We start from the raw sequence: 26,977 nt of genomic DNA on the forward strand, positions 1-26,977 counted from the left end.
TGATTGTAATAAAAAAGGATCATTGCGGATAACCGTCATTCTGCGTCAAATCCGGGTTCAGCTCCCTTTCCGACTGGGGAATGGGCAACAGCAGCCTGTTGGCATTCACCTGGTAGGTGGAGGGTGACAGGTAATCATACTGCTGCTTCAACGCTGCGCCATAAGCGTTCATTACTTCGATGGCCTTTCCGGTCCTTACCAGGTCATGCCAGCGGTGGTTCTCAAAAGCCAGCTCCACCCTTCTTTCGTGTGCTATAATGTCCCGGAGCGCTGCCTGGTCCGTGGTAACAATATCATGGTCGTTATTGCCGAAAGCCCTGGCCCGTACCCGGTTCAGCGGGGCCAGCGCCGCACCGCCCTTACCCTGCTCATTCTGCGCTTCCGCCAGCAGCAGCAATGCGTCCGCATAGCGGTAGATGGGCCAGTTGTCGTCCGTGTTATTGGGATCGGTATGCGGGTGCAGGTATTTTTTGATGTAAGGCACGCCTGTTTTACCCGGTTCCGGCGTATAGCCGATGATGCTTTTATTGGCAGACAGGGTGAACATATTGCTGGTGTTATAGGTGCCTTCCGCCATGCCTATGGAAGCGTCCAGGCGTGTATCCCCCGCCTCGTAGGCATTGATCATATCCTGCGTGGGGGTGTTCCAGCCGCCGATGCTGCTGTTGTTGTACCGCAGGCCTGTAAGAACAGTAGTATTGGAAGTGCGCGGGATAAAACGGTAGATGAAATTGCTTTGCTGTCCTTCCTGTAAACCCTGCATGTATTGCACTTCAAAAATGGACTCGCGGCTGTTCTTGTGCGCGGTAGAGAAAACATCGGCGTAGTCCGGCAGCAGGTCATATCCCATCCCGTTGAGCGAAAGCAGCAGCGCTTCCGCCTCCGCATATTTCTTCTGCGTCATGTACACTTCCGCCAGCAACATGGCAGCCGCCCCTTTGGTGGCCTGCCCCGGTTGCTGGTCATTGCTGAACGCCGGCGCTTCCAGCCTGGCGATCGCATCCTGCGCATCCGCGATGATCTGTGCATACACTTCCTCTGCCGTAGCGCGCGGCAGGAAGGCCTCATCCGCGGTGGTCACTTCTTCCAGGAACAATGGCACTCCGCCGAAGTACCTGACCAGCTTAAAATAGTTGAAGGCCCGGAGGAACTTTGCCTGCCCGGCAATATCATCCTTTGCCGTTTCACTGAGGGAGGCGCCGTCTATATGGCCCAGGATGGTATTGACCCTGGCAATGCCGGTATAGCAATGGAAATAGATAGCATTGGTATAGGAATTGGTAGGATCATCGGTAAAATCGGCAATATTTTCCCGGTAGGTATAGGCCGTACCGCGATTGATCTGGTAAAATTCGTAGTGCGTATTGTCCGAGCGCATTTCACCCGTATAAAAATCATTGTCCAGCAGGTCCCGCAGCGGCACATAAGCACCCGCCAGCGCCTGCCTGAACTGCGCTTCCGTTTTATAGAAGGTAGCGCCGGACACCTGGTCTTCCGGGGCCAGCTCAATGAAACTCTTTTTACAGGATAGCGCAGTGAGCGCCAGTAAGACTATCAGGACATATATCTTGTTCATATCCATATTTTAACTGCGTGAAACACTTTATTTGAAGGTGGCGGTAAGGCCCAGGGCAAAGGTCCTGGGAACGGGATAGGCATTTTCATCAATCCCGATGGAGGTGCCGTTCAGCCCGTCGAGGCTGATCTCCGGGTTGATACCGGAATAACCGGTAATGATAAAGGCATGCTGCACGGAGCCATATACACGCAGTCCTCTCAGCAGCAGGTTGCTGCCCAGCGGGATGGTGTATCCCAGCGTAATGTTCTTGGCGGAGAGGTAGGAACCGTCCTCCAGCCACTGGCTGTTCACGTACCTGCCTATCGCCGTGGTGCCGGTCTTTGTTCTTGGGTAAATACCGGAGCCGGGATCTTCCGGGGAGCGCCAGCGATCCTTTACGGCTGCCAGCAGCATACGCGCGCCGTCCAGGTTGGTGAGGTAGGCCCACTTGGAAGGGTTCAGTATCTGCCCGCCCACGGAGCCGGCCACAGAAATGGAAAAATCGAAACGTTTATAGCGCAGGTTATTGGTAAAGCCGTACAGGAAATCCGGATTGGGATCGCCAATGAAAGTACGGTCGTTGTTGTCGATCACGCCATCGGGCACTACATCGCGCATTTTTATGGTGCCTACGTCAGAGTTGTCGCCCCACCTCGCGGAGTTTTTCAGGTCCTCCTCATCTTTGTACAGGCCTTCGAAAACAAAGCCATAGAATTCACCGAGGGCATGTCCTACCTGGTTGCGGTAATAGTCCGAACTAACGGTATTGTTACGGCGGAAGAAGCCGGGCGCTACCAGCGCCTTTATTTTGTTCCGGTCAAAGGAGATATTGAAACTCGCATCCCATTTCAGCTTGCGATCAATGATATTGGCGTTCAGCGCCAGCTCATGTCCCCACAGCTCGATCTCTCCCACGTTGGAGGTGATGGTGGTGAAACCGGATGCGCGGGGAATGGGCCGGTCCTGTATCAGGCCGTCGGATATTTTGTGATAGTAATCGTAGGTGAAGGACAGGCGGTTATCAAGGACCGCCAGCTCAAAACCGATATCGAGCTGCTTGTTGCGCTCCCAGGCCAGCTCGGAGTTACCCAACCGGGAAATGGCCAGGCCCGGCACCAGCTCCCCGTTAAATACATAGTTGCTGGGCGCGATCCCGGGAATACTGGGATAGTTGCCGATATTGTTGTTACCGGTGATGCCGTAGCTGGCGCGTATCTTCAGGAAGTCAACGAACGGCAGCTTTTCCATGAACTTCTCGCTGCTGATGATCCAGCCGGCGGAGACGGAGGGAAAATTCCCGTATTTCCTGGCTGACCCGAAACGGGAAGACCCGTCACGGCGAACAGCCACCGACAGGAGGTAACGGTCCTTAAAGCTGTAGTTGAGGCGTGCAATGGCCGACAACAGGGAATAGGCAGTAGTATTGCTGCTGCCGTCCGTGATGGATGTGGCGGCGCTGAGCCATTCCACGTCATCACCGGGAAAGTTGGTGCCGCTCACCGTGTTGCTTTCCTGCTCAAATTTCTGTACGGAATAACCGGCCAGGGCTTCTACATAATGATCCCTCGCAAAGGTCTTCACGTAGTTCAGGGTAGCTTCCGCTGTCCAGGAATAGTTATCCACGGAGCTGCTCAAACCGGTGGCCACGCCGGCGGTAGAGATGGAAGCAGGGGAAAAATAGTTGCGGGTCTCTGCGCCTTTATCCACGGCCAGGTTGGTCTTTAAAGTAAGGCCGTCCAGGAAATTGTAGTGCAGGTACGTGTTGCCCAGCAGCCGGGTGGTCTTGTAATCATCCTTGCGCTGTGTGAACTGCGCATAGGGATTCACGTTAGCCACCATGCCGGGCGAGTTTACGTACAACGGCATATCGCCGTTCTCATCTACCGGCGCGATGAGGGGGCTGGCCTCCACGATCTTTTCCATCAGCCCGTTCACGCCCTGGGTGCCCAGGCGGTTGTTGTGGTCAATACGGTAGCTGGGGGCCAATCCGAAACCTATTTTCAGCTTGTTGTCACTGAAATTAAAATCCTGGTTCAGGCGCAGGGTGAATAATTTGGTGCCGGTGTTGAGGATCACGCCCTGCTGGTCCTGATAGCCTACGATCACTGCCGAGGAGGACCTTTCCGTGGCGGAGGAGAACGTGAGATCATAGTTCTGTACAGGGGCTGCGCGGGTAAGGGCGTTGAACCAGTTAGTGCCTTCGCCGTAGCGTTCGGGATTGCGGTACTCTTCCGCCAATTCCCCGGTATAGCCTTCGTATTTCACCCGGTCTTCGTAGTACTCGTTCTGGAACTCGGCAAACTCGCGGGCGGTCATCATGCGGGGCCGGCCCTGCTGCGGGATGACCTGCACGCCATAAAAAGTATTGAACTCAATTTTTGGATCACCGGGGCGGGCATGACGGGTGGTGATCAATACCACGCCATTGGCAGCCCTGGAGCCGTAGAGCGAGCTGGCGGACGCATCCTTCAGCACGGTAAAGGTCTCTATCTCCGCGGGATTGATATTATTGATACTACCGGTAACGGGTATACCGTCTATCACGAACAGGGGCTGGTTGCCGGAGGACAGCGAGGCGGCGCCCCGGATACGGAACTCCATGCCCCTGCCGGGCTGGCCGTTGTTCTGCCCTACCTGCACACCGGCAATTTTTCCCTGTAGCTGCTGGGCAAACTGGTTGACGGGCATATCCCTCACCCCGGCCGCATCCAGTTGTACAATGGCGCCGGTCACATCCCGCCGCTGCTGCCGTCCATAGCTCACCACTACTTCGTCCAGGGAAGTGGAGCTTGCTTTCAGCACCACGTACAGCGCTTCTTCTTTTTGCGGGTCCAGGGACTCCTTGTGCAGGGTTTGCGTTACGTATCCCAGGTGGGAGATCCGGAACATGTAAGGACCGGTAGCGCCGGGTGTTTCGATCATAAAAACACCGGCCTTATTGGTAAGCGCCGAGCGTTTGGCGCCGGTGGATTCATTTCTGAGGTCCACCGATACGCCTTCCAGCGCCTGCCCGTTCTCATTTTCCACCAATCCCCTGATCATGGTTTTTCTTTCCTGCGCCTGCAGCGACAGGGAAAGCAGCAGCGCGAACAGGAACGCCGGGATAAAGGGCATAGCATGCCCCTTCAGAGCTTTGTAGCTTTGTTGCATCATAGTGCTGAATATTTAATCAGTGAGTTTTTTGAATAATATATGTATTGCCGGTAGCCTTCACCTGCAGGTTATACAGTATGGCTATACGTTTCAGTACCTGTGACAATGTGTCTGTTCCCCTTATTTTGCCGGTAAAGAGCTTATCTGACAGTTCCGGCCTGTTGTATTGTACCTGCACGCCATAAGCGGATTGTATGGTATCCAGCAAGTCCGGCAGCGGTACCTGGTCAAAGGCGGCCGCGAAACCGGTACGGGCGCCCGGCGTGTTGTTGCCGGCCGCAACACCGGTATGCTGCGCCTGCTCTGCTGCATCCAGCAGGGTAGCCTTTCCCAGCGCCACATCGCAGGAAACCTGCTGGCCCGGCAACAAATAGATATCATTGATCCGTGCCCGGCCATCAGGCGGGTGATGCTTTACCACCACCTTACCGGTATGCAGCAGTACGGTCACTTCATTTTGCGCGGGCAAGGCCGTTATGGTAAAGGCAGTACCCAGCGCTGTAGTCGCCATATCGTGGCTGAATACTGTAAAAGGCCGGGCAGGGTCCTGCGCCACATTGAACCAGCCTTTGCCACGCAGGTGCACATGCCGGTGCTGATGTCCGAACGGATCTTCATAATCCAGCTCGCTGCCGGGCATCAGCTCCACAGATGTGCCGTCCTTCAGGCGGATGCGCCTGATCCCAGCCGTCGGGTTCTTTATAGTTACCAGGTGCGGCTGCCCGGCCTCCTGCACGGAGGCAGTATTGCCAGCCACCTGCCGCCCGGACCGGGTGCGGATACCGTTATATAGCAGGAACAGGGCGCCGGCCAGCATGGCGGCAGCGGCCCATTTTATGTAGGGCAGGTAAGAGCGGTTGCGCTGCCGTTGCTTTTGCTGCTCCATGGCATCCAGCCGATGCATGATACCGGTAAAAAGCCGGTCGCTGTAAGCCTGCGCTTCCGTTGAGGCAGCGTCTTCAAATAACCTCTCTCCTGCCGCCACCGCCTGCTCATACCAGACAGCATACTCCTGCAGTTCCGCTTCCGTAGCTGTTTGCTGCAGGTACCTGTCCAGTAAATATTGTAGCCGTTCTTTTGTCATGCTGTGCCGCTTTACTGATATATCTCGTGAACGGCATTTTTCCCCCATGCCTTTTTCGAGAAAAAGGTACAATTCATATTAAGTTAACATTGGGACATTGTTTACAATAAGATAACACGGGCGTGTATACCAGCCGGATAATTTTGCCCTTAAAAGGGACAGCTATCAGCAACGATCATACATATGAACAATTGTGGGAGGCCATCCGCCGGGAGGACAAAGCGGCGTTCGAGCAACTGTACCGGGCAACCGTGGTGCCCCTGACCAACCAGGTATACAGCCTGCTGCGCGACAGGGAGCAGGCGAAAGACATATTGCAGGATATATTCATCACCCTTTACCTGCGGCGGCATGCCTTACCGGCCGACATAAACGTAGCCGGCTACCTGAGCAACGCGGTGCGGTACAAGGTTTCCTCTGTTTTAAGGGACCGGCTGACGAAAGCGCCCCACCATTTGCACCTGCTGAAAGACGCGCAGGAGGCGGAGTTACAACAGCCGGATGATCCCTATGATCACAGCATCCTAAAAAGAAAAATAAGGGAAGGCATTGATTCACTGCCGGAAAAATGCCGGCAGGCATTCCTGCTCAATCATTATCATAGCCTGAGTTACAAAGCTATTGCGCATGAAATGGGTATTTCCGTAAAGACGGTGGAAAAGCATATCAGCAAAGCATTACAGGTACTGCGCAAAGAGCTGAGCGAAGAGCAGTACCTGTATATTGCCATTGCGATGCTGACCGTTTTTTCCTATTGATATTATTTTATCTCCTTCAGCATTTCCTTTACAGCAGTTTCCAGTTGGGCATCCTTGCCTGCCAGGAAATCTTCATACCGCAGGGGCACCCGGATGTCCGGCTCTATCTGCATGTTCTCCGTAGGACGGCCTTCCCTGCCAATGGTGGCTACCATCGGGATACCAAATACGATGGTAGGGTCTATCTGTCTTTCCCACCATACTGCCGTGCCGGTACCTGCCACCGGCATCCCGATCAGCTTACCAATGTTGCCCTGCTTATAAATGTAGGGGAAGATGAAGGCATCACTGTAATTGCCCTCGCCCATCAGCACACAGCTAGGGTGCTGCCACTGGCCCATGGGCTCGCCGCCTTTCAGCTTTTCTCCCTGCGGGGCAAACTCCAGGTATTTTTTCCCGCCCAGGAAATTATAGAGGTCATCATGCAGCCATCCGCCGCCATTAAAGCGGGTGTCCACGATCAGGGCCTGCTTACCGCGGTTCTTGCCCATCACTTCATCGTACACGGAGCGGAAACTGGCATCGTTCATGCCCTGCACATGCACATATCCTACTTTGCCGTTGCTTAGCCGGTCTACCATCTGCCGCATCCGGTGCACCCAGCGTTTATACATCAGCGTATTTTCTTCCCCGGTGCTGATGGGTTTTACGGTTTCCGCCCAGCGGGACCCGGTAGCCGGATCGTAAATGCTCACCAGCACGTTGTCGCCGGTTTTGCGGTTGAGCAACACCGCCCAGTCAAGCTGTGTAGTAACCGGCAGCCCGTCTATCTTCTCGATAATATTCCCTTTTTTCAGCTTGCTGGCAGCTTTGTCAAAGGGACCGCCAGCAATGATCTCGTCCACTTTAAGGCCGTCCTTTGCAAAAGTCTCGTCAAAGAGCAGGCCGAGGGAGGCGGTATTATCCACGTTATCCTGCGGGGGATAGTAACGGCCACCGGTGTGGGAGGCGTTCAGCTCGCCGAGCATTTCGCTGAGCAGCTCCTGGAAATCGTAGTTGTTGCTGATATGCGGCAGGAAGCGGGCGTAATTGTCGTGGTATAACTGCCAGTTCAGGCCATGCAGAGAAGGGTCGTAGAATTTTTCCCTTACCTGGCGCCAGGCATGATCCAGGATGTAGGCGCGCTCTGCCGCCGCGTCCAGCTCCAGTTCCGTTTTAATATTCACCGGTGTGATCTTGCCGGAAGCGGCATCCACTTTTACCACGCGGCCATTGTTGCTCACAAACAGGTGCTTGCCCTCCTTGTCCAGCTCAATGCTGCCGGGAGAGCCACCCAGCTTGGCCAGTATTTTGGTATCGCCGGTGCGGGGCTCCGTTACCCACAGGTCGTATCCCTTTTCAAAAGCAGCCGTATAATACAGTTTGGCGGCATCTTTGTCCAGCACATAATCACTAATGGAGGCGCTGTTGATCGTAAGGCGCACGCGCCTGTTCTCCAGGTTATCAAAGTCCGGGCGGAAGTCCTTCTTCTTTTCCGTGGTGTCCTTGTCCGGGGCCAGGGTGGTATCTTTCCCGGTCTGCTTGCGGAGCGCTTCTTCTTTTTCCTTCAGCAGGTTGAACTCATCTTTTGAAAGCTTGTATTTATCAAATGCTTCCTGGTCAAAGAATACGGCATAGATATCGGTCTCCTTGCTGCCCTGCCGGGCCAGGGAGCGGCGCCCTTCGCGGCTGGTTTCCCAGGTGAGCATTTTACCGTCTGCGCTCCATTTGCTGTTGCTTTCTCCAAAGCCGCTGTTAACAGGATATACAGGCGTGCCCTTCCCGTCTGCCGGGAGCAATACGGCATTTTTCATGCTGAAATATCCCTGCTGGTCATCCGCTACGATCCACTTCCCGTCCGGGCTCCAGGAGAAATGCCAGTCGCCGTCGGAATAGGAATGATTGCGACCTTTGGGCAGCAGCACCCGGCTTTTGCCGGAAGCTACATTCAGCACCTTCAGCACGTTGCGGTCCTCCACATAGGCAATCTCTTTGCCATCGGGGGAGAACACCGGCTGAAATTCCTCCGCGGCGGTGGCCACCACCGGTTCCTCCTTCAATAAGGTAGCGGCAAAGAAATAAGGGTCCTCCTTCCTCACTACCGTGCTCTGGTAGATATCCCAGTTGCCGTTGCGCTCCGCTGCATACAGCAGGCGCTTGCTGTCCGGCGACCATGCGATCATCCTTTCCTGCTGCGGCGTATTGGTTACCCTTTTGGTCATATTGCCTTCCACGCTGGTAACGAACACCTCTCCCCTGGCCACAAACGCCATTTCCTTGCCATTGGGGCTCATGGCGAATTCCGTTACATTGCCATTCACCGGCGTGTACTTTACCGTGCCGGCCCTGCCGTCGTTGAATATCTTTACATTCACCTTCTTCGGTTGCGCTCCTTCCCGCAACGTATATATCTCCCCGTTATAACTAAAGCAAAGGGTATTGTCGCCCGCCCGGGACAGGTGGCGCACCGGGTGTGTAGTGAAACGGGTCAGTTGCTGCATGTTGTCCCTGGCGGACAGGGAGGTTTTGAACAGGTTCTGGGAGATGCCCCCCTTTTCACTTAAGTAATAAATATCATCCCCATTGCCGAACAGGGGCTCCCGGTCCTCGCCGGCATAGCCGGACATCTGCTGATAAGTGCCCCTGGCAATGTCATATACCCAGATATCGCGGGTAACGGCGGATACGTGGTGCTTGCGCCAGGGGTCTTCATAACCTTTCCGGTCCTGGAAAACCAGCAGGTCGCCCCGGCTGTTGTAGTGCGCGCATTCCGCCCCTGCAGCGCTGAGCAGCATGGCGCGGCCACCGCTTACCGGTACCGTGTATAAATTATCGAACATGCGGGAGCTGAAGCGTATGCTGGTGGCCGGCGCATTGCGGCCACTGCCGAACAGCACCTGTTTATTATCCGGCGTAAAATCACAGGGATAGTCGTTTGCGCTGTTGGCTGTGAGCCGGACCGGCGTACCACCGGTGGCGGGCATCACGAATATGTCGAAATTGCCGTAACGGTCGCTGGCAAATGCCAGGTACTTCCCGTCATGGCTCCAAACGGGCATCCGGTCATGCGCTTCATGGATGGTGACCGGCACCGCTATTCCACCGGCAGCGTCTACCCGGTAAATATCTCCTTTGTATCCAAATGCGATGGTCTTGCCGTCGGGCGAAATGGCGGGGTACCTCAACCATAAAGCGTTATCCTGGGCATAGGTAAGGACGGCCAGCAGCAGGGCGGCGCAGGTAGTGTATAGCTTTCTCATAAATTGTTGTACGTTAACAGGCTGTAAAGCAAAATAAAAAAAATGCAGCGGTATCCTCCTAACATAGTGACAAGTGGCGTTTTCAGGCCAACAAAAGGCAAGCAGGTGTCTGCCCAAAACGTGTAGGGGGTTCTACACTGCTTTTACCAGCCACCTGCATGATCCCGACCTCGCCACATGCTGGCATAACTTATGCACTCATGTAACCAGATCAAAAAACCTGCGCTATGATGAGAGTTATCGGAACCAAAACCCATGCGTACCTGGATTACATCATGGGCGTGCTGCTGATCATTGCACCCTGGGTATTCGGGTTTTACCAGGGCGGTGCCGAGACCTGGATACCGGTCATATTTGGTTCAGGCACCATCATTTACAGCCTGCTCACTAACTACGAGCTGAGCGTATGGCGGATGATGTCCATGCGCACCCACCTGAACCTGGATATGATCAATGGCGCGCTGCTGGCCGCTTCGCCCTGGCTGTTCAGCTTTGCTGCGGATGTGCGGCAGCCGCATGTAATCCTGGGCCTGATCGAGATCGGTATTGCGCTGATCAGCAAGAGAGAGCCTTTTGCAGAAAGAAAGCAAACCACACATACAGCCACCCTACATTAAAAACCAGTTATTACTTCACCACGGGAAAAGCCACCACCCTTACTTTCGTACAGCCGTAGGGGATAAGGGTGATCTGTTCCACTTCATCGTTTACCTTTCCTTTATAAACTCCTTCCCGTTCCGTAACCGGCGTTGGCGCTACATCATTATAGAGCCGCCATCCCGGGATCTTTTTAGCATCCGCCACGATCTCAATGGGCGCATGCGCTATATTCCATACAAAATCATCTGTAACGGGCTTTACCTGCTTTACAGTCAGTTGCGCAGGGTCCTTCACCTGCGCCTGCAGCAGGCCGTAATTCCAATCCCCTTTGGGATAAACGCTGAAATACGGCCCTTCCTTTTCGTCCGTACCCTGCTCCCAGCGCTCCTGTAACTTTAAGGCATATACGAGCGGGCCTCTTTCCACGGCCCGGGAATTGCGGCCCCAGGTAGACACCTTTACTTCCATGGGCAACTGCAGGGTAAGCCGGTCCCCGTTCTGCCAGGTACGGTTGACAGTGATCACCTGCCCGCCTTTTTCCGTGCGCAGGCGTTGCCCGTTGAGCCAGATCACCGCTTCCTCACACCAGGAAGGGATGCGCAACTGCAGGGAAAAAGCCGTTGCTTTGGTGGCAGACAGCTCAAAGCGCACGCTGTCCTCAAAAGGATAATTCGTTATCTCCCGGATCGTAACCAGCGTACCAGCGGCGCCCACTTTGGCAGTAACGCTGCAGGGGCTGTAAGCCAGGGCTGCCAGGCCTTTTGCCGGTGTGGCATACCACAGGTGAGAAGCGAATTTGGTCCATCCCTGGTGCATATTGGCCAGGCAGCAGGTGTAGCCGCTGCGCATGCCAAACACATTGTTCATCTCCCGGTTAAATGGCAGCGAGAAATTAAACACGCCCCGGGTTACCTGCACCTGGTTGGCTATCTGGAAATATTGTTTGTTGTTATAGTCGTCTGTAGTTTGCGTGGGCAGCGCGTTGAAGGTCATTTTCTCCAGCGCATCCATATATTGAATGTCGCCGGTAATGCCAATGATCTGTTCCAGCGAGAACATGGATTCCACGATGGCGCAGAGCTCTGTGCCCTGTACCGGGTCGTTGCCGTGCAGGTCCTCATCAGCGGAGAACATGCCGAATGGCAGGCCGTGCAGGGTCATCAGGTCATTAAAACCGGTTTCCAGGTACTGCAGGTATTTTTCATCTTTTGTGCGCTGGTACTGTATGGCAGGGTCTTTCAGGGCCATGCCCACGTTTACGCCGTGGCGGTGCATCCAGTCCCGGTCATCCTGGTAAGCGGCGGCATGGATCACCCAATCGCGGTTGCCCAGCCAGTGGCTCCAGGGAAAGGACTGGTCCTCAATCATAGCGGCCAGGCGCAGCAGCGCCGGATCGCCGGTAATACCATAGAGCCATTGCGCTATCATGGCATTGTCTGTTCCCCGGGAAGTGGCCCATTCCGTCCATTTGCCGATGGGGCATTGCTGCAGGGCTTTATACTGGTAGTTGAAGAAACGGGTCATGAAGGTGATCACGCGGGCGTCGCCGGTGGCCATGTAATATTGCTGCAGTACTTTCAGCATCACCATTTTGGGCCACCAGTCCTCTCCTTCCGCGCAATTGGCCGCCGTGATGGCAACTCCCTTTTCTCTTTCCGCTTTGGTGAGCGGGCCAAAATAGCCGGAAGGCCGCTGGTGGGCAATCACCCAGTCCACGTACTTTCTGACTTTTGTTTTCAGCGCCTGGTCATCCAGCAGGTAAGCCAGGGGCAGCGCGCCATCCAGCCAGTAGGGCGTTTCCTCCCAGCCATCGCCCCGGCCGCCCAACCAGCCGTTGTCATTCTTCACTTTGGCGTATACTTCATCCAGGTGACCGGTAGTGCCATCGCGCATGATCTGCAACTGGTGGCGCAGCCATCCTTCGGGCCGGATGTTGCCCAGCGGTATTTCCAGGTAAGCGGGCGCGCTGAGCGCATTACTTTTAACGGTTTTTACGGGTTGCTGCGCATGGGCAGCGGACAGGTGCAGGACGCCGCAGACAATAAGCAGGCGTACCAGTTTTTGATGAACGTGCAGCTTCATGAGCCGTAAAATACAAAACTTATGTGCTTCATTCAGTTCTTAAATTCTTTACCGGGCTGGCCATCGCCGCTTTGACAGACTGAAAGCTGATGGTAATAAATGAAATCAGTATTACAGCAATACCGGCTATTAAAAAAATCCACCAGCTAATGTTTACCCTGTACACAAAGTTTTGCAGCCACTTATCCACCGCCCACCAGGCGATAGGTGATGCAATGGCAACAGCCGCTACTACCAGCATTACAAAATCCTTTGAAAGCAGCGTAATGATCTGCACAACAGTTGCGCCCATCACTTTTCTTATGCCTATCTCCCTTCTTTTTTGCTCTGCCACAAAGGCTGCCAGGCCAAATAATCCCAGCACCGATATGATAATGGAAATACAACTGAAGAGGAAAACCAGCTTTGATATCTTCAGATCGTTCTTATACAAATTATCGAAAGCCTCATCCATGAACTGGTAATCAAGGGGCGCATCGGGAATAAATTTCTTCCAGGTTGCGGTGATGGCGTCCATTGCCCTGTTAATATTGCCAGGAGTAATCTTTACAAAAAACATCGATACCAATTCATCGTCATTATTACTGAGCACCATCGGACCCACTTTATTGTACAGGGAACTAAAGTTATAATCCTTTATCACCCCGATAATAAGCCCGGTATCCCCACCGCTCCTTCCAAACATTTGCCCGGTATAAGGCGGGCGTATGCCAAACATTTTCACAGCGGTTTCGTTGAGCACATAATTTCTTTTGTCCGAATGATCCTTACTAAACCACCTGCCCGTTTTCATCTGAAAATTAAATATGGCTCCTGCTTCTGGCGAAAGGGACAGATGAACGACCTGGGCTTTCAGGCTGGTATCCATCTCCTGCCAGTACCAATTTCTTATCCCGCTCGAATTCAACATATTTCCTTCGACCGATGAGCTCGCAAGTGCAACGGTTTCAATGAAGCTGCTGCGCTCCAGGTCATTCCTGACAGCCTCGCAAAGCCTGTTGATCTTGTCAGGGGCATAGTTCACTCCCTGGAATACCCGGGCAGGGATATCAAGAGATACCACCTGTGCGCGGTCATATTGCGCAGCCGAGGTTTGCGCCAAACGCATCTGCAGGTAAATGGTGATCGTGCCGATAATAAAAATCACGCCGATCACAAATTGAAACACCACCAATCCTTTGCGCAACGATACATTCCTGAACTTCAAAAAAGAATAACCCTGTAAATAATGTAGCGGCTTAAAAAGCGACATGGTCAATGCCGGCAATACACCATTCACTAATGTGGTAAACAATAATGTACCTAACAGCACCGTCCATAAAATAACAGAAGCAACGGATAGTTGAAAGGTGGTTTCAGTAAGTTGATTGAACAAAGGGAGGCTGAGTGATATAATGACCAGGGAAATCGTCAATGCAATAAAGCATAATAAAAATGATTCGGCCAGGAACTGCCAGAACAGTTGTGCCCGGTTCCCCCCGATAATTTTCCGGATGCATATTTCTTTGGAACGGACATTGGCCTTCGCTATGCTAAGGTTTACATAGTTAATGCTTGCCGTGAGCAAAAGCAATGTTCCCAGCACACTGAAAACAAAGACGGCGGTCCTGCTGCCACGCCGGAATGCAGGATCGGACGAGTTGGTATCAAAATGCAATTCACGCAATGGTTGTAACGCGATGGAAAACCCTGCCTGCCTGGAGACCTCCTGCAGATGCCTGGTTGCCGTTTTGGTAAAAGCAGCCATATCCGTACCTGGATAAACTTTTACGAAAGTGCGATAGCTGAGGTTACCCCAGTTGTTATAATCTCCCTGCCTGTAGGCAAGACGCGCGGCCATTGGCACCAGCATATCAAACTGTATGCTTGAGTTTACCGGGTTGTCTTTTACAATCGCCTTTACCTGGTAAAGGGAAGTATCCAGCTTTATGGTTTGCCCGACGGGATCTTTGCCTCCAAATAGTTGCCTGGCCTTCGATTCGGTAAAAATGATGGAAAACGGATGTTGACCAAATGATTGAATATCGCCGCTTACAACCTTATAATCAAATAGTTTAAACCAGTTGCTGTCAACGGCAATACCGGTCTTCTGGTTGAACAGTTGACCATTGACATTTAAAGTACCTGCCCACCAGCTCATTCGCGCAACCTCCACCACTTTGCTTTCTTTTCCAAGTGCTGCCGCTACCGGGAGCGATGTCAATGGACTTTCCTGCCCGTACCCGCTGAATTTTGACTGTACCAGGTAAATATTCCCGGCATCTTTGTGATAAGCATCAAAGCTCAACTCATTCTGTACCCAAAGCGCGATAAAAATAAATGCTACCAGGGCCACAGAGAGCCCAAAGAGGTTGATCAGCGTGAGCGTCTTATTACGGAGTATGTTACGCCACGCGGTTTTCATATAATTCTTAAACATAACTCGATGTTCTGATGTCCGGCTTATTTGAGTTGCTGCAGCGGGCACCTGTCGTTCAGGGTCAACAAGATCAATGCCAGGGGTATAAATGGTTGTTTTTTAACTCCTTAAGACCTGGTTACCGCTGCAACTGTCCATAATCGGACGTCTTTTTGTACGAACCCGGACGAGACCGGGAATTGCACGCTTCCTGTAAATTCGCCTACAACACCAGTTGTACATGCAGCCTGCGCAGCGCTTCCTCCGGGTCGGCGCATAGCCCGGAATGCACTTTTGATGTTTGCAGCACGGTGCTGCGGGTGGCGGTGAGCCAGCGAAAGCGCAGCGCTGTGTCCAGCTTGCCGATGGGGCCGCCTTCCCTGCCACCCCGGCATACCTGCTCAAAAGCGCAGAGGTAGGCCTTTACTTCCGCGATGTCTGTTTCCGGCGCAAAGGCCAGCAGCCTGGCTTCGTTCAGCGTGTGCAGGCACTGCAGGAATTTGCGGTCCTTGCAATAAAGGATCACGCCCACATTCAGGAACTCTTCCCGTTCCACCCGCGGCACGATACGAATGACCGCGTACTCAAATAAGAATTTCCCTTGCATGTTGCGCTGCTTTTATAAATATGGCTGATGATGCAATGCGTGTGAGCAGGAACTGTACGTATACTTCCCTGCGCTCTTCCGGTCCGCCGGCCAGGGAAGGATCGTTGAGCCATTCGTCCGGCACCAGGGCCACAATGGCGCGTATACGCTCTTCTGTAAGAATGGCGCGGAAAGCGGCGTCCACGGCCTCCAGCTCGGACGCCTGCGGCAGCAGCACATGGTCCTTTGCCTGTGCAAAAGGCCGTGCGGCATGCTCTTTCCAGTTATGCCAGGTATGATGAAAGTACAGGGAAGCGCCGTGGTCTATGAGCCACAGCTCGCGGCGCCACATGAGCATGTTGGTATTGCGCGCGGTACGGTCCACGTTGGTAAGCAGGCAGTCGAGCCATACGATCTGCGAAGCCGGCAGCGGGTCTATCGTTGTAACGGCGGGATCGTAGGTGATGGCCCCCTGCAGGTAGTGCAGCGCCAGGTTCAGCCCTACGCTGGCCTTGAGCAGGTCCTGTATTTCCTCGTCCGGCTCTGTGCGGCCAAAGGCGCTATCCAGGCCGGCAAAAACGATCTCCGGCACTTTGAAGCCCAGCGCGCGGGCGATCTCCCCGCCTATCAGCTCGGCAACCAGGGCCTTTTCTCCCTGTCCGGCGCCCCGGAACTTCAGCACGTAGAGGAAGCCGTCATCTGCTTCCGCGATGGCCGGCATGGAGCCGCCTTCCCGCAACGGTGTAACGTAGCGGGTGACGTTAACAGACCTGATCTCTGGATAATGATGATTCATAAGCGGGCGAAATATAGCGCAAATTTTTAAGAAGGCCTGTTCAACAGCCGGAACGCCACCGCGCTGACCAGGCATAACGCGATGAGCAGGCCCCATAATACGCTATAGCCATGCTGCGCTGTGATCAGCGCGCCACCGCCGGGCCCCGCTACCTGGGCTACGGACCAGGCCAGCGCATAGGCGGCCGCATATTTGCCCCGGTTATGGTCAGCGGAGCGGCGCATGATCACGGCGTTGATAAAAGGCAGCGCCATCATCTCGCCCATAGTAATGAACACCACAGAGCCTACGGCCATCAGCATGGGGGCCATACCCGGCATGATCAGCAGCAGGTAACCCGCCGCAGTAGCGATCACGCCGGAAATGATATAGTACATATCGGAGCGGCGGTTTTCCCAGTACTTTACCAGGGCCATTTCAAAAACGGCCACCAGAATGCCGTTCAGGCCCAGCAGCCAGCCAATAGCGCTTTCCGGGATATGGAGGTGCTCTTTCCAGTACACGGGCACCAGTCGGAACAGCAGCAGGAAACAGGTGGTGTATGCCGCCACCGGCACCAGGAAGCGAAGCAGGAAAGCGTCTTTCCAGGGAGAACCGGCAGCAGCGGCAGGGGGCGTGGCCGTTACCTCTTTTTGCTTTTTTACCACGGGCGGCAGCAGCAGGTAAGTGAGGATACCGGCAGCGATATATACCGCGCCTTCCACCCAGAAAAGCAGGTGGTAGTTAATGGCGGCCAGCGCACCGCCCAGCGCGCTGCCCATGCCGAAGCCAATATTGGTGGCCAGCCGGTTGAGCGTAAAGGAGCGGGTGAGGGTTGCCGGGGTGGCGTAGGCCGTTACGGCGGCGGTATTGGCAGGACGGAAGGCCTCTGCTACAAAGCTGAGCACTACCGTCATGACACACAGCAGGGTAAAATTCCCGATCTGGCCCATGAGCAGGAACAACAGGCCACCGGCGATGGAAGTAAATATCTGTACGGCGCGGAAGCTGACCCGGTCAATAAAGTAGCCGCTCGCCGCGGAGCCCAGCAGGGCGCCAATGCCAAACAACGTGATCACGAGGCCGGCATCGGCAATACCCCGGTGCAGGCTTTGGGTAATGTACATGCTGAGAAAAGGCACTACCATGGTGCCGGAGCGGTTGATCAGTATGATCATGCCCAGCAGCCATGTTTCTTTGCTAAGGCCACTGAAGCTGGCCCGGTAATTACCGGCCAGCTTCACAATACCGGGCTGCAGACGTTGATTGGCGGAAGGAGTTGCAGACATATGGTGGTGTTTATACTGCAAACTTCCTTATTGGCTGGTACACTTGTATAGTCCAGGTTGGACAATGCGGGTAGTCCAGGGAAGCCCTGACCACCGTCACCCCTCCCCCTAACCATCATCATGGCGCAGCATCCTCCACACCGCTAATTTGCAATCGTCATCATTTATTCACCTTCAATCCAGTGATATGAAAAAGAATATGGGCACTATTGACCGCACGGTACGCATCATCATCGCGTTGTTGCTGGCTGCCCTGTACTATGGAGGCATTATTACCGGTACTACCGGCGCCGTCCTGCTGGTGATCGGTATCGTCCTGTTCCTGACCAGCGTAGTGGGCTTTTGCCCGCTGTACGGGCTGCTGGGCATCAAAACATGCGGTCTTAAGCAGGAATAAGGGGTATCTACCCCCTGTTCCAATGTTAAGCCTTTGCAATCTTTTGATCCGGGTATTTTCCCTGCCTGTCACAGGGCCTATCTTTACTCCCTGGCCAGATAACAAATGATACCGGATCAATTACCTGACACCGTGGTGGAACAGGTGCGCGAGGGGGATTTCAGCGCATTTGAGACCCTGTTCAACAGGTACTGGGAAGCGCTTTACCAGTACACGGCCCGCATACTGGGCAGCGGGCAGGATGCGCAGGACCTGGTACAGGACCTGTTTACCGACCTGTGGGAAAGGCGGGAACAGTTGCAGCTATCCACCCATATCCGGTATTACCTTTTCAGCGCCGCCCGTAAAAAGATACTGTGCAAGTTCCGGGACGACGGGCTGAAAGAAAAGCACCTCGAACAATTTGTGCTGCACGGCGAGCTCCGCTCGGAACTGACCCTGAATACCCTCATTCACAAAGACATCCTCTCACAATTGCAGGAAGACCTGCACGCCCTGCCGGAAAAAGAGCGGCAGGTATTTACCTGGTATCACTTCGATGAGCTGAGCATCCGGGAGATCGCCCTCATCAACGGAACAGCGGAACAAACCGTGCGCAACCAACTGAACAACGCCTACCGCAAGGCCCAGGGCATGATCAGCAAACTGCTTTACTTACTCTGAACACGGCTGCAATATTACCTAATTGTTAACTCGCCTTTTGCAGTAGTTAAAAATCAACGCTTGTGCAACTTTACCTTAAACGAGCATTTTGATCCGTTCTGCCGTACAAAAATTAATAGACCGCTACCTCGAAGGCCGCGCCGATGCGCGGGAGGAAGCACTGGTAACAGGCTGGCTGGACCAGGTGGCCGCCGAATCGCCCTACCCGGGAAAAGACCTGGACGATAAAGAAAAGGAAAAGCTGCGCAGGCAGTTGCTGGCGGCCATCCGCCGTAAAACGGGGCAGCAGCAGCGTATACACCGCCTGCGCTGGCAGCGGGCCGGCATTGCCGCGGCAGTGGTATCGGTGCTGTGCGCCGGGTACTTGTTATTACGTTTTCTTTCCACGCCTGCCGTACCGGTGTATGAAATTGTGCGCACCGGCGTGGGAGAAAAAAAGCTGATGACATTGCCGGACGGCTCCCGCGTGTGGCTGGCGCCTAACTCCGAGCTGCAATACCCGGAAGATTACATGGAACAACGCCACGTAAAGCTGACCGCAGGGGAAGCCTTCTTTGACGTAACGCATAACGCGGAGCAGCATTTTACCGTAATGGCGGACAGCCTGCAGATAGAAGTGCTGGGCACTTCCTTTAATGTAAGGGCTTATCAAAAGCTGCCGGACTGGCTGGTGGCCGTAAGCAGCGGCAAAGTAAAAGTATCCCGCAACCAGCGGGTGCTGGGCGCGCTTTCCGAAGGGCAGCAGATGCGCATTCTACGCGGCAACGACAGCATTGCACGCAGCAACATAACAGCAGCCGCAGTAGACGGCTGGATGCATAACCGCATTGAATTTGAAAAAACGCCGTTATCAGAGGTGTTATACATGCTGCAGCATTATTATCCTGTAACGTTCACCCTGCGGGAAGAACGCCCGCTGCTGATCAGCGGCTCACTGGACATGCGCCTGCGCATAGAGCAGGTGATAGCTGTACTGGAAGAACTGGGCAACCATCATATACAATTTCAACGGCAAACCGCGACGCATTACATCGTGAAGTGACCAACAGCTAAGTACAAAAAACGCTAACAACTAAACTAAATCTATACGCTATGATTAGACGTATTACACTGCTATGCCGTAAAGCGAAGCTACGGCAACTCCTGCCGGGTATGGCGCTGGCCTGCTGTCTCTCCGCAGGAACACAGGCTGCACACGCCCAGCAGCAAGCCCCGGTAGTACAGCAACTGCAGGTGAAGGCCGGCCCGCTCACCGGCGCGCTGAAACAGTTACAGACCGCTACCGGTATCAGCATTATCTATGATGCAGCTACCCTGGAGCGCTACCGGGTGCGCGGCCACCAATACCGCAACCAGGCCGCCACTGACATATTAAAGGACCTGCTGCAACCCGCCGGGCTGCAATACACCGAGAAGGAAGGCGTGATCATTATCAAAGTGCCGGAAAAAGCGCCGTTGCAGCGGGTGCCCGTAGAAGGCACCATTACCGATGCCGCCAACGGCACGCCCCTGCCGGGCGTAAGCGTACAGGTGCGCGGAGCCGGCACCATCACCGACGGGAACGGGCGCTTTACCCTGCAGGCCGATCCCGCGCAGGACACGCTGACCCTCAGCTACGTGGGTTACAAAACCACCAAAGCGCCGCTGCAGGGCCGGCGGGACCTGCAACTGCAGTTGAAGGCAGACGCCAATATGCTCAGCAGCGTAGTGGTAGTGGGATACGGCGCTACCAAAAAAGGCGACCTGACCGGCGCCGTGAGCCATGTGTCCAGCCGCGATTTTAACAACGGGGTATTCAGCTCCCCTGACCAGTTGCTGCAGGGAAAAGTAGCAGGCCTGAACATCACCCGCAGCGGCGATCCGAACGCCACGCCCGCCCTGATATTACGCGGCCCTTCCACCCTGCGCAGCGGCGAAGCCCAGGAGCCGTTCTATGTGATCGACGGGGTGCCGGGCGCTTCCATTAACCTGGTGGCGCCCAGCGACATCGTATCCATCGATGTGCTGAAAGACGCCTCCTCCACCGCCATTTACGGCGCCCGCGCCGCCAACGGCGTGATCATGGTGACTACCCGCCGCGCCAAAACCGGCCAGAGCTGGGTGACCTATAACGCCTATGCCGCCCTGGAGAACGTATCCAAAAGAATAGAAATGCTTTCCGGCGACGAACTGCGCCAGTACCTCGCCAACAACGGCAAAAGCCTGAGCCCCTCCGACGACGACGGCGCGAATACCGACTGGCAGAAGGAAGTGAGCCGCACCGGCGTATCGCACAACCATAATATCTCCTTCGGCGGCGGCCATGGGAATACGGTGTACGACGCGAGCCTGAACTACCTGAACAATGAAGGCATTATGAAAGGCTCCTCCCTGGAAAGGCTGATCATGCGCGCCAACCTGGAGCAACTGGCATTTGATGAAAGGCTGAAAGTGACCCTCTCCGTGAGCAACAGCATCAGCACGCAATTCCGGATACCCGACCTGGTATTCCAGAACATGCTGATGTACCTCCCGACCGTGAACATAAAGAACGCTGACGGCACCTACAAGGAAGACCTCTCCCGCACGCGGAACTACCTGAACCCGGTATCGCTGATCGATAACAATACGGATAAAACAAAGACCAAGATCATGCTGGGCAATGTGCGCGGCGAGCTGAAACTGCTGCCCGGCCTCAACTATACCATGAACCTTTCCATGCAGGACGAACAGGCCAACCGGGACATCTATTACAACCGCGCTTCCGGCCTGGCCCAGGGGGCCAACGGGGAGGCCATCCGCAGCTCCTTCAGCAACGTGAAAAAAGTGCTGGAAACCTACCTTACCTATGATCAGTCATTTGACCGGCATACCATCAGGCTGCTGGGCGGCTACTCCTGGCAGGAAGACCAGCGCAATGACGGCTTCCAGGCTTCCAATAAGAACTTTGTGTCCGACGCGCTGGGGTATAACAACCTGGGCCTGGGCAATATGCCGGCCGGCAGTGTCCCCAATTACGGCACCTCGCATATAGATATTTACCGCTTCATTTCCTTTTATGCCCGCGCCAATTACTCCTACGCTGACAAATACCTGCTGCAGGTATCCGCCAGGCGGGACGGCTCCTCCGTATTCGGCACCAACAACCGCTGGGGCACTTTCCCGGCTGTAAGCGCCGGCTGGCGGATCAGCCGGGAGCCTTTCATGAAGGACCTGGGCTGGCTGGACGACCTGAAGCTGCGTGCAGGCTATGGCGTTAGCGGTAATGCATTGGGATTCGGCGCCTTTACCGCCATCTTCCGCTACAACCTGGCGGGCTGGTTCTATTACAACGGCGGCTTTACACCCGCCATCGGTCCCTCCCAGAACGATAACCCCGACCTGAAATGGGAAAGCACCGGCATGGCCAACATCGGCCTGGACTTCTCCCTGCTGGGCGGACGCCTGGGCGGCTCTATTGACCTGTATGACAAGCGCACCTCCGACCTGATCTGGACCTACAACGTGCCTACCACGCAATACTTTGTGAACACGCTGACCGCCAACGCGGGCAAAATGAGCAACAAAGGCATAGAGTTGCAACTGAACGCCATACCGGTACAGGGCAAACAGTTCACCTGGCGCACCAGCCTGAACCTGGCGCATAACAGGAACCGGATCGAATCCCTGTCCAACGACAAATTCACGCTGACCACCATCCCCACGGCCTACCTGGGTGGCAAAGGGCAATCCGGCAACTGGTCGCAGGAGGTAACGGAAGGACAGGCCATCGGCTCCTTCTACGCCTGGAAGTACATGGGCAAGGACAAGGACGGCGTGTCGCAGTTCCTGAAAGCGGATGGCACCCTTACCACGGCCCCCTCTTCCGAAGACCAGGTGTATGCCGGCAGCGCACAGCCCAAGCTGCTGTACGGCTGGAGCAACACCTTCTCCTACGGTCCCTTTGACCTGAACATTTTCCTGCGGGGCGTGTATGGCAACAAGATCATGAATGCTACGCTGGCATCGCTGAACAGCCCTACGGACGCTACTTTCACCAACATACCGGAGTTTACGCTGCAGGAGCCGGCCAGCGATAACAACGCCTACCTGCGCTCCGACCGGTATATAGAAAGCGGCTCCTACCTGCGCCTGGACAACGCCACCCTGGGCTACAATGCGCCGCTGCACAACCGTTTCATCAAAGGGCTGCGGGTGTACGTAACGGCCAGCAACCTGTTCGTGATCACGGACTACCGCGGCATTGACCCGGAAGTGAACCTGGGCGGCCTGGAACCGGGCATTGACAACAACAATTATTACCCGAAAACAAGGTCCTTCCTGCTGGGCATGAATGTGAATTTCTAAGGAGACCTTAAAAAATAAAACGCATGAAAAAAACGATCCTATACTGCGCAGCATCCTTTAGCCTGGTGCTGGGCGCCTGCACCAAACTGGATGTTCCGGTTGAATCAGAATACACACAGGATAACTTTCCTACAACGGCGGACGGGTACATTGCCGCTACCGGTCCCGCTTATACGCAATTAAGCACCCGCTACGCCGTGGATTACTGGCGCATGCAGGAGCTGAGCACGGACGAAGCGATTATTCCCGCCCGTGACGGCAACTATGACGATGGCGGCCAGTACCGCTTCCTGCACAAGCATACCTGGGGGCCTGACCATCCGACTGTAAAGAATGTATGGGAATGGGGCTTTGGCGGCATCAATACCTGTAACCGCATCCTGTCGCTGTTTGAAGGCACTACGCCCAGCGCGGAAAGAAGCGCGGCCCTGGCCGAGATGCGCACCATGCGCGCGCTGTTCCATTTTTTTATGATGGACCTGTACGGCAATATCCCTATTGTAACAGAGTTTGGCAGCACTACCCCGCCGGAGCAGGCCACCCGCGCCGAAGTGTTTGCCTTTATTGAAGCAGAGCTGAAAGCGGCCCTGCCGGACCTGGGCACGCAAACAGGCGGGCTTACCTACGGCCGGCCTACCAAATGGCTGGCATTTGCCCTGCTGGAAAAGCTATACCTGAATGCTGCCGTATACACCGGCGCCCCGAGGAATACAGACGTAGTGGCCATGGCAGACAGTATACTGGCCGGCGGCGCGTATGCGCTGGATGCGGATTATGTTTCCATCTTCATGCCGGAGAATGGGCCGCAGATCACGGAGACCATTTTTGCCGTGCCTTACGACGCCAACCTGGTGCAAGGCTGCCAGTTCTCCCGGTTTGGGCTGCATACCGGGCTGCAGGCCAAGTACAGCCTGCCTTTCCGCCCCAGTATCGCACTAAGCACGATCGCCTCGTTCTATGAAAAATTCAACCTGGCCGGCGATGCGCGCAACAATACCTGGCTGGCCGGCAAACAGGTAGACAATAACGGCAACCCGATCCTCATTTCCACGACCAACAAGGGCCTGGACGCATCTTACAACGGACCTGATCCTACCGGCAAGATAGACTGGCAACTGGAATTCACCCCGGAAATGCCCCTCCGCAAAGAGGAGACCATGGACGTAGGGAATGATGAACTGGGCAAGGCCCGGGGTGTGCGCTCCATTAAGTACTATCCCGACAAGAACGCGAATCCCTCCACCCGCCACCAGAACAACGACGTGCCGGTGTTCCGCCTGGCCGATGTGATACTGATGAAGGCAGAGGCCATCCTGCGCGGGACCGCTCCCACCGCGGTGAATGGCGAGCTGCAGACTGCAGATGTGCTGGTAAACAAGATACGTGAACGGGCACACGCGCCGCTGGTGAGCAACATCACCCTGGACGAACTGCTGGAAGAACGCGCCCGTGAGCTGGCCTGGGAAGCCTGGCGCCGGAATGACCTGGTCCGCTTCGGCAGGTTTGAGGATGCCTGGGGCTTCAAGACCGACAGTGATCCCGACAAACGCCTATATCCTATACCTGCCAGTGAAAGGGCATTGAACCCGAACCTGGAACAGAACCCAGGCTATTAGTATGAGGTGGGAAGTAAGATGTAGGAAGTAAGACAACCTACATCTTACTTCCTACATCTTACCTCCTACTTCCTACATCCTGCCTCACACCACTCCTATTCTTAACGCTTTCAGCCCGCTCAGGCCCTGGAGGTCCTCCAGTTCCAGTTCCTCCAGGCCGGGCTGTAGCACGCCGCTTTCCTGCAGGTATTGCATATAGGGCAGGTAATCTTCCACATCCCTGGCGTTAAAATAGATCAGCGCGATGGTGCCCGGCTGGGTCAGCCTTTCCGTAGTGTCGCGCACATGCACCTTATCGATCCTTTTCTTGATCATCTGGTAACGGATATTATAGGTGCCTTCCACGTCAAACCTTTTCTCATCTGTGCGGAAGCTGATATCAATGGTATGGTTGTGCGCAAAGATCAGTTGGGTGGTGTGCAGCTCCACGGGTATATCCGGCAGCAGGGAACGGGTGAGCCGGGCAATGGCGGCCATCGAGGAAAGCTGCCAGAGACGGAGGTTCTTGAGGTGAAAATGATCGAAGGGGCGGGTGGGCGCAATAGACTGGCCGATATAGATATCGTATTCTATACCGTCTGTCCGGAACTTTTCGAAGTAGCAGGGATAAGACTGCTGCAAAGTATATTTCTCCGTCTCAAAATAACTGTTGATCGCGTTATTGATCATCTGCATGGAGGTCTCCAGCGCCTGGCGATGCTCATGGATAGCGCCATTGCTGCTGTTGAGCAGGCTGCGGTAGCCCTCAATCGCATCGCGGGTGGCCGGCTCCTGTGCGGACAGGTGCGCCAGGTAGGGAATGGTGCCTTCTGTCAGGAAGAGGTTGAGATTGGTTTCTTCCGTAGGCGTCAATTGCTCCTGCTGCAGCACGCCCTGCCATTTTTTGCAGGTAAAAATGGTTTCTTCCAGCAGGGAGGAGCGGTGGAACTGCTGCAGGCTGCCGAGCATTTCCGAGAGGACGCGCAACTGGGCATCCAGGTCGGCCTTTACGGCCCTGTTCCGCTCCAGTGTGGAGTTCCGGATGTCAATGGCGCCGTACAGGGGGTATACATCCCGGAAATGAATATTCTCCACTTTGGCGGGCAGGCGTTTCTTTTTCTGCTGCAGGTAATGCCAGGCCGCTTCGTTGAACTTCCACTGCACTGCGGGCTGTATGGAAGTGAACTTTTCCTTGACAATGCTTTCTATCTCCAGGTTGAACTCATCGATATACACCTGCAGCAACTGTGCAATGGGCGCGATGGCCGGCTCCAGCAGGGCCACCGTTTTTTCATCAAAAGTATCGTTGCCCCAGGTGTGCACACCCAGCACGCCAACGGGTATATGATTATGAAAAACGGGCATCAGCGCCAGGGACCGCACGCCCAGCTCCCGGAAGCGCGCCAGGAAGGAGGTATATTCATTTTCCTTTTCGGCAAAGATATCGGGAGAGAAAAAGAAGCTGGGATTGGCGGCATAACCGCTGGCCTGGCGGCGGAACTCCTCCAGCGTCATGTTGTCTTCTCCCCATACGGAGGAAAGCACGCCGGTGCCGCCTTTGGAATAGCTGTACACCGGGTCGCCGTTCACTCTTACAAAGGGGAACAGGTCAAACTCGATCTTATTGCTGCGCACCAGCGTTTTCAGGGAATGTATCACGCTTTTATGGCCTGCGGCTTCTTCGCCGGGCGTGCGGGAGAGGCGCACCTTCTGGATGTTGCCCACGGCTTTCTGGGCGGTAATGTCCTTCACCGTCAGCATGGCCATGCCACGGAAGCGGAAAAGGTGCAGGGGCAGCATGCTTTCCAGCATTTCATAGCCGGCGCCTTCGCTCAGGTGCATGTACAGGGCGCTGGTATCCAGGGCGGGCAGCGCCTGCTGCGCCGTCACCTCTACCAGGTCGGTATTGATGTTTACGGCATAGTATTCCAGCAGGCCGGTAGCCGTATTGGTGCCGGCATGCACCAGGCCGGCCTTTACGGGCACCTCGAAATTGTACAGTCTTTTAAGGATGAAGGTATATACCAGTTGCAGGCGCTCGCGGTGATAGTCTGCCGGCGTTTTTTCCGTTACATATACTTCCTGGCCCTCCTGCCGCTTGTCCAGCAATGCATACAGGATGTCCGTACCGTAGAAGATAAAGGGCTGGAAAGGGAAGCTCAGCCCCCAGGCCAGCTCGCTTTCGTCCGTCAGCCCGGGCGTGAGGCAGGCGTACATATGCTCCAGCAGGGACTCGTACTGGGTGATCTCCTCCAGGGAGATATCCTTTTCATATACGCCCGCTTCCTCAAACCGCTGCAGGATGGTGCTAAAGAAAGCGCCTTTGACGGTGGTTTCCAGTGCCGCCCTTTCCCGGACATGGTCCATAAAGGGTTTAAAGGAAAGCGCCGCATCGATCGGCAGGGCCTGGCCTTTATTACCGGATGCGTCGAATATGGTGTTTTTCATGGCGGGTTGGTGCTATGTTACCACGG

The 26,977-nt window shown here is 54.8% G+C and carries 17 protein-coding genes; 7 read left to right on the top strand and 10 right to left on the bottom strand.

Annotated features, from left to right (window positions below; all coding sequences use genetic code 11):
- Window positions 1-19 precede the first annotated feature (19 nt).
- From LX66_RS23980 to LX66_RS23990, 3 genes are read right to left on the bottom strand one after another with little or no spacing between them, the layout of a single operon-like run.
- Window positions 20-1,576 carry a RagB/SusD family nutrient uptake outer membrane protein gene (locus LX66_RS23980; RefSeq protein WP_145718154.1) on the bottom strand — a complete coding sequence of 519 codons (1,557 nt, stop codon included), beginning with the start codon at window positions 1,574-1,576 and terminating at the stop codon, window positions 20-22.
- A gap of 27 nt (window positions 1,577-1,603) precedes the next feature.
- Complete coding sequence (locus tag LX66_RS23985; RefSeq protein ID WP_244620495.1) at window positions 1,604-4,711, bottom strand: SusC/RagA family TonB-linked outer membrane protein; 3,108 nt, start codon at window positions 4,709-4,711, stop codon at window positions 1,604-1,606.
- Between the two features lie 16 nt (window positions 4,712-4,727).
- Window positions 4,728-5,795, bottom strand: coding sequence for a FecR family protein (locus LX66_RS23990; RefSeq protein ID WP_158642746.1), 1,068 nt, complete (start codon window positions 5,793-5,795; stop codon window positions 4,728-4,730).
- Between the two features lie 143 nt (window positions 5,796-5,938).
- On the opposite strand from LX66_RS23990, the gene LX66_RS23995 reads away from it, so the two are divergent.
- Window positions 5,939-6,553 carry an RNA polymerase sigma factor gene (locus LX66_RS23995; RefSeq protein WP_158642747.1) on the top strand — a complete coding sequence of 205 codons (615 nt, stop codon included), beginning with the start codon at window positions 5,939-5,941 and terminating at the stop codon, window positions 6,551-6,553.
- A 2-nt stretch (window positions 6,554-6,555) separates the two neighbouring features.
- On the opposite strand, the gene LX66_RS24000 is transcribed toward LX66_RS23995, so the two are convergent.
- On the bottom strand, window positions 6,556-9,792 hold the full coding sequence (locus tag LX66_RS24000; protein ID WP_145718160.1) for a S41 family peptidase: 3,237 nt from the start codon (window positions 9,790-9,792) through the stop codon (window positions 6,556-6,558).
- Between the two features lie 227 nt (window positions 9,793-10,019).
- Between LX66_RS24000 and LX66_RS24005 the strand changes: the two genes are divergently transcribed.
- Entirely contained in the window at window positions 10,020-10,409 is a 390-nt protein-coding gene (locus LX66_RS24005; protein ID WP_244620496.1) for an SPW repeat domain-containing protein, read from the top strand.
- Window positions 10,410-10,419: 10 nt separating this feature from the next.
- Here the strand turns inward: LX66_RS24005 and LX66_RS24010 are convergent, their stop codons facing one another.
- The 5 genes from LX66_RS24010 to LX66_RS24030 form a co-directional block, all read right to left on the bottom strand.
- Window positions 10,420-12,474, bottom strand: a complete 2,055-nt coding sequence (locus tag LX66_RS24010) for a beta-L-arabinofuranosidase domain-containing protein (protein WP_145718162.1) — start codon at window positions 12,472-12,474, stop codon at window positions 10,420-10,422.
- 28 nt (window positions 12,475-12,502) lie between these two features.
- A complete protein-coding gene (locus LX66_RS24015) occupies window positions 12,503-14,941 on the bottom strand; it encodes an ABC transporter permease (protein WP_145718164.1) in 2,439 nt (812 codons plus the stop codon).
- Window positions 14,942-15,095: 154 nt separating this feature from the next.
- Complete coding sequence (locus LX66_RS24020) at window positions 15,096-15,479, bottom strand: DUF3037 domain-containing protein (protein WP_145718166.1); 384 nt, start codon at window positions 15,477-15,479, stop codon at window positions 15,096-15,098.
- Window positions 15,457-16,254, bottom strand: coding sequence for a HipA family kinase (locus tag LX66_RS24025; RefSeq protein ID WP_145718168.1), 798 nt, complete (start codon window positions 16,252-16,254; stop codon window positions 15,457-15,459). Before LX66_RS24025 ends, LX66_RS24020 begins: the two co-directional genes overlap by 23 nt.
- Before the next feature lie 26 nt (window positions 16,255-16,280).
- Complete coding sequence (locus LX66_RS24030) at window positions 16,281-17,522, bottom strand: MFS transporter (protein WP_145718170.1); 1,242 nt, start codon at window positions 17,520-17,522, stop codon at window positions 16,281-16,283.
- Window positions 17,523-17,709: 187 nt separating this feature from the next.
- Here LX66_RS24030 and LX66_RS24035 point away from each other — a divergent pair, with 187 nt between their 5' ends.
- The 5 genes from LX66_RS24035 (at window position 17,710) to LX66_RS24055 (ending at window position 24,524) form a co-directional block, all read left to right on the top strand.
- A complete protein-coding gene (locus LX66_RS24035; protein WP_145718172.1) occupies window positions 17,710-17,919 on the top strand; it encodes a YgaP family membrane protein in 210 nt (69 codons plus the stop codon).
- A gap of 105 nt (window positions 17,920-18,024) precedes the next feature.
- A complete protein-coding gene (locus tag LX66_RS24040) occupies window positions 18,025-18,582 on the top strand; it encodes an RNA polymerase sigma factor (RefSeq protein ID WP_145718174.1) in 558 nt (185 codons plus the stop codon).
- Between the two features lie 88 nt (window positions 18,583-18,670).
- On the top strand, window positions 18,671-19,624 hold the full coding sequence (locus LX66_RS24045; RefSeq protein ID WP_145718176.1) for a FecR family protein: 954 nt from the start codon (window positions 18,671-18,673) through the stop codon (window positions 19,622-19,624).
- A gap of 50 nt (window positions 19,625-19,674) precedes the next feature.
- Window positions 19,675-22,908, top strand: a complete 3,234-nt coding sequence (locus tag LX66_RS24050) for a TonB-dependent receptor (protein ID WP_211366498.1) — start codon at window positions 19,675-19,677, stop codon at window positions 22,906-22,908.
- Window positions 22,909-22,931: 23 nt separating this feature from the next.
- On the top strand, window positions 22,932-24,524 hold the full coding sequence (locus tag LX66_RS24055; protein ID WP_145718178.1) for a RagB/SusD family nutrient uptake outer membrane protein: 1,593 nt from the start codon (window positions 22,932-22,934) through the stop codon (window positions 24,522-24,524).
- 84 nt (window positions 24,525-24,608) lie between these two features.
- On the opposite strand, the gene LX66_RS24060 is transcribed toward LX66_RS24055, so the two are convergent.
- Window positions 24,609-26,951 (bottom strand): GAF domain-containing protein, encoded by a 2,343-nt coding sequence (locus tag LX66_RS24060; RefSeq protein ID WP_145718179.1) that lies wholly within the window; start codon window positions 26,949-26,951, stop codon window positions 24,609-24,611.
- Between the last annotated feature and the right edge of the window lie 26 nt (window positions 26,952-26,977).

This window comes from Chitinophaga japonensis, assembly GCF_007830125.1.
In the GTDB taxonomy this organism is placed as follows: domain Bacteria; phylum Bacteroidota; class Bacteroidia; order Chitinophagales; family Chitinophagaceae; genus Chitinophaga; species Chitinophaga japonensis.